Genomic DNA, 5,222 nt, shown 5'->3' with positions numbered 1-5,222 from the left:
CGGCTGGTTCCCTCGGCCGACTCCGTCGCTCTCCATCGCGTCCAGGAAGCGTTCGACCACCATCGGGGTGACCGAGTTCGGCTTCCGCGACCCCAGGCGCGGGACGATGTGGACGTTGATCGAGCTGTCGACGTGCCAGCCGGTGGAGTAGTCCGTCATCCTGCGCTGCCGGACATGCTCCGGGCTCCACCGAGGAAGACCTGCGCCGGCTCACCAGGGCGCGGCTCCTTCGAGCGGGGCTCGGCTGTCTGTTCGCGGTGTCCCGGCTGGAGATCGGGGCCGGCTGGTGCGACTGCCCGTACGGGCGGGAGGGCGATTTCCGCAAGCACCGTGTGACGGTGGGCCTGGCTGTCCTGGGCGGGCCGAATCCGTGCCTCGACAGCGGTCGGCCGCCGCGTCGCGTACCCGGCTGCTGGACGCCCGGCTGGGGTTCCGTACCCGCGAGGAACTGCTCGCCCTAGCACGGGAACAGCTCGCAGGCGGCGGAGGCGGTCACCGCCCCACGGGCGCTGACGGCGAGCGGCCGGGCCGCCCACGCGGTGGAGGTGGCCCGCGAGCCCCGCGGGCCTTGGGGTGGACGTACGGGGAGATCGACGACTCGGACGGACTGATCGGGGATGTCGCGAACGGCCTGGCCGAGGCCCCCTGGAGGGCCTGCCGGACCCCCCGGCCCGGTCCGGTGGAGACCGCCGGGTGGCTCGTGAGCCACCTGCTGGACGACGCCGACGACGCCACGGACGGACCTGTTCGACTGACGGTGGGTTCTGGGTGAGCCGGGCATGGCCCGGCACGCGACTTGGTGGCGGCCGCCTGGCGGGCCGACCCCGAGGGGTGGGCGGAGAACTTCCTCATGGAACGTCTCCTGAAGGCGGACGGCGGCAGCGTGGTCGCGCTCCACGCGGCGGACCCTCTCACTGGCCGCCTTACCAGCAGCCGCGTACGGCGGCCCGTGCGGCCGGTGCCTGGGAGGGCGCCGAGCGCGCGGGCGCCCCGGAGGCACTGAAGGCCGCCGACCAGCCCCAGAAGGGCCGGTACGGCGGCTCGGTGCCGGTCGGCGCGCACAAGGGTGTCGAGCTGGTGGACGAGCCAGGCCCGCTGTCCTGAACGGAGCCGCATACGAGCGATGCAGCGGCTGACAGGACACACCGGACCCGGCGCCTCCTCAGCGGGCGCGGCGGACGCGGGCGAGGACCAGAACCGCGTCGTCGGCCGGCGGGGCGGGCAGCAGGCTCGCGAGGATGCGGTCCGCCATCGCTTCCAACGGGCCTGGGGTCCTGCCCAGTTCGGTGCGCAATGCCTTCAGACCGACCTCGAGGTCCGCGCCTCGTGTCTCGATGAGGCCGTCGGTGTACAGGGCGAGACTCGCGTTCGCGGGGAGTTCGATCTCGATCGTCCGGAAAGGACAGCCGCCGACGCCGAGAGGGACTCCCAGGACGTCGTCGACGGTCTCCACCGTGCCGTCCGGCCGGAGCACCAGGGGCGGGGGGTGGCCGGCGCTGGCGATGCGGGCTCCTCCGCTCTTCGGGTCGTAGACGATGTACAGGCACGTCGCCAGCTCGATGCCGGCCTCCTGGGCGCATGCGTCGAGCTCGGTGAGGAGGTCGTCGGGCTCGCTGTCGTGCCTGGCCAGAGCCTTGGTGGTGATACGAAGGCGGCCCATGGCGGCGGCGGCCGACACGCCGTGCCCCATCACGTCGCCCACCACCAGGGCGACTCGGCCGTCGGACAGGCTGATCACGTCGTACCAGTCTCCGCCGACCTCGGTGATCCGACTGCCGGGTACGTACCGGTGGGCCACGTCCACGTACGGGCTGGTCGCCAACGCGCTGGGCAACAACGCCCGCTGCAGGGTGAGGGCGATGTCCTGGACGCGGCTGTACAGACGGGCGTTGTCCAGGCAGATCGCAGCCCGTGAGGCGAGCTCACCGGCCAGGCTGACATCGTCCCGGGTGAAGGCCGGCCGGGCCGTGGACCGGCCGAACATGGCGATTCCCTGGACCGTACCCCTGGCGATGAGCGGAGCGACGAGGACGCAGGCCAACCCGCTCTCGGCGAAGAGCCGTGAGCGCGACTCGATGAGGACGGTCCGGGCCAGGAACTCCTCGTCCACCACGGCGGAGACGGCGCGACCGGTCCTCAGCATGTCGTGGATGACGGAGCCGGGCGGATACCGCACCGTCTCCACCCCGCTCACGAGTTCGGTGGCCGGAGGGGGCAGGATCGTCCCGGAGGCGATCCTGCGGGTGAACAGCGGTCGCGCCGGGTCGAAGTCCTCTGCCTCGTCCATCCACTCCACGACCTCGACCACGGCGCCGTCGCAGAAGTCCGGCATCGAAGCGTCGACCAGCTCCTGGGCGGTGACGTTCACGTCCAGGGTGGTCCCGATGCGAGTGGAGGCCCCGTCCAGCAGAGCCAGCCGTCGACGGCCGGCGGTGGCTTCCAGGATGGCCTGTTCCCGGTCGGTCACGTCCAGCATCAGCCCGCCCACTCCGGGGCGCGAGCCGACCGCCTGGCTCAGGGGGAAGAAACTCACCGACCGCACCTGATCACGGTCCGGATGCCCCCGCGGACGCGTGCCCACCAGGGTCCCCACGACCGGTGCTCCGCCCAGGGCGACGCCGCGGAGCATGCGCTGGTACTCACCGCCGTCGGACATGATCATGATCTCGTCCATGCGCCGCCCGAGGTGGGCCTCGATCGGCAGGCCGTCCATGTCGGCGAGCGCCTGGTTGAGGTGGACGTACCGGAGGTCCTGGTCGAGCATGACCAGACCGATGGGGCACGTCTCGAAGAGGGCGTCGAGGAAGGCGAGGTTGGTCTTGACCCGATCGAGCTCGTCACTACGGCTCGCCAGGACCATCACCACCGAAGGTCCGCCGGATCCGGTCACGGAGAAGGCCCGGAAGCCGCAGTCGAAGACGGCGCCGTCACGATGCCGGGCCGGCAGCCGCCCCCTCCAGTAACCCTGGGTCCGGCCTCGCTCGGTCAGCCGGGAGCACGGGTCGGGGGTGCCCGGGGGCCCGTCGGCGAAGAGAACGGCGCCGGGCCTCGACAGGACGGCGGCGGCGCCGTATCCGAAGAGGTCCCGCGCGCCGGGCCCCCAGTAGCAGACGCGGTCCCCGTCATCGAGGCCGAAGACGGCCACGGGCACGTGCTCGAGCAGCGTCCCCGGCTCGGACCAGAACGGGCCGTGGGTCTCCTCGCCCCCCGGCCGAGCCGATGGCACGAGACGTCCCCTTCCACTCGCCGTTCCATCCATTATCCGGACACCACGGGCATTCCGCGGCGCGAGGTGCGCCGTGGCGAGGACTGAGCCGAGAGAAACGCCCCGGCGGCCGGCTCGGCGCAGCAGGGCGGCAACGGCGGCCTGCACGTCGTTGAGCCCGTCCCGTCCATCCTCCGTTTTCCTGGACCAGCATGACTTCTTGCACGGCGTGTGGGCGTGGGCTCCACATCGGCGCGGTGGCGGCCCGGATCCCGCCCGCGCCCCCACGCGCCGCGCCGCGCCGCACCCTCGCTCCGCGGAGAGGGTCCGGGTCGCCGGCTCGGCGACCGTCGCTCCCCGCTGCCGACGGCCCATGGAGGTTGGAAAATAAAGTATGGGCGACCTACTTGGACAAGTCCGACGTCGGCTGCTCGGCTCGACCACGAACTCTTCCTCTTCCCCTCGGCGTCCCCGCTCGGGAAGCCACCAGGAGCGTCAGGAACACGCCCGGCCCCCCAAGGGAAGGGCGCGGCGGCCGCAGCGCCTGTCCTCCCTTCTGAGCGTGCGCAGCGTGGCCGGCGAGGTGTTCCTCCTGCAGCTGGCCGTCGTGGTGCTGCTCGTCGTCGCCGCGGTGGTGGCGCTCGTGGTGCAGGCCCGGAGTGCCGGCATGGTGGACGCCCGGCACCGTACGCTCGCCGCCGCCGGAACGTTCGCGGAATCCCCGGGAATCGTCGCGGCCCTGCGCAGTCCCCATCCGAGCGCAGTGCTACAGCCGAGCGCCGAGGCGGCCCGGAAGATCGCCGGGGTCGACGGCATCAACGTGTACTCACTCTCCGGGGTCACCCTCGCCCACAGCGACCCACGGCAGATCGGGAAGCACGTCGTCGGCCCCTTCTCCAAGGCGGCGGCCGGCCAGTCCTTCACCGAGACCTTCGAAGGGTCCCTGGGACAGTCCGTGGTGTCGGTGGTCCCCGTCAAGGACTCCGACGGTCGCGTCATCGCCATCGTCTCCTCCCCGGTCACGGTCCAGAACGTGCAGAGCATGGTGAACCGGCAGCTGCCGGTCGTCCTCGGCAGTGCAGCCGCGGTGCTCGCCCTGTCCGCGGGCGGAACCGCTCTGGTGAGCCGTCGGCTGCTGCGCCGGACCCATGGCCTGGGACCGGCCGAGATGACGAGGATGTACGAGCACCACGACGCGGTGCTCCACGCGGTGCGAGAGGGCGTGCTGATCATCGGCGGCGGCGGACGGCTGCTGCTGGCCAATGACGAGGCGCGGCGGCTGCTGCGTCTGCCCGTGGACGCGGAAGGCCTCCCCGTCACGGACCTGGGCCTGGAGGAGGGGATCGCCGAGCCGATCGCATCGGGCCGTTCCGCGACCGACGAGCTGCACATGGCAACCGATCGGCTGCTGTCGGTGAACATCCGGCCCACCACCCCCTACGGGCAGGCCGGGACCGTCGTCACGCTGCGGGACACCACCGAGCTGCGGGCGCTCTCCGGCAGGGCCGAGGTGGCCCGCGAGCGGCTGAAGCTGCTCTACGACGCGGGGGTGCGGGTGGGAACGACGCTGAACGTCGAGCGCACCGCGGAGGAACTGGCGGAGGTGGCGGTCCCCCGGTTCGCCGACGTGGTCACGGTCGACCTGCTGGACCCGGTGCTGCGCGGCGAGGAGCCGACCGAAGCGAGCACCGAGATGCGCCGCACCGCCGCCGTCGGCCTTCAGGGCGACCACCCGCTCTACCCCGTCGGCGAGCTGATCCGGTTCGTTCCCACCAGCCCCATGGCGGCTGGGCTGGCCGACAACCGCGCGGTCCTGGAGGCGGACCTGCGCACCACCCACCGCTGGCGGACCCAGGACCCGGCCAACGCCCTGCGGATCCTGGACCGCGGCATCCACTCCTTGATCGCCGTGCCGCTGCGGGCCCGGGGCGTGGTGCTGGGGATGGCAGGCTACTGGCGGGGGCAGGACTCCCCGCCGTTCGACGAGGAGGGGGTGGGGCTCGCCGGGGGGGGGACC

General features: G+C 72.3%; 1 protein-coding gene and 1 pseudogene. One reads left to right on the top strand and one right to left on the bottom strand.

Features of this window, described 5'->3' with window-relative positions; translation table 11 throughout:
• Positions 1-1,162: 1,162 nt before the first annotated feature.
• Entirely contained in the window at positions 1,163-3,226 is a 2,064-nt protein-coding gene (locus K7G60_RS38220) for a SpoIIE family protein phosphatase (protein WP_225805573.1), read from the bottom strand.
• 541 nt (positions 3,227-3,767) lie between these two features.
• Here K7G60_RS38220 and K7G60_RS38215 point away from each other — a divergent pair.
• Positions 3,768-5,222 (top strand): annotated as a pseudogene (locus K7G60_RS38215) (histidine kinase); the annotation flags it as partial.

The sequence above is a fragment of the Streptomyces sp. NK15101 genome (assembly GCF_020400725.1).
In the GTDB taxonomy this organism is placed as follows: domain Bacteria; phylum Actinomycetota; class Actinomycetes; order Streptomycetales; family Streptomycetaceae; genus Streptomyces.
Note: the sequence above shows the minus strand (reverse complement) of the source record. Positions and strands in the feature narration are given on the sequence as shown.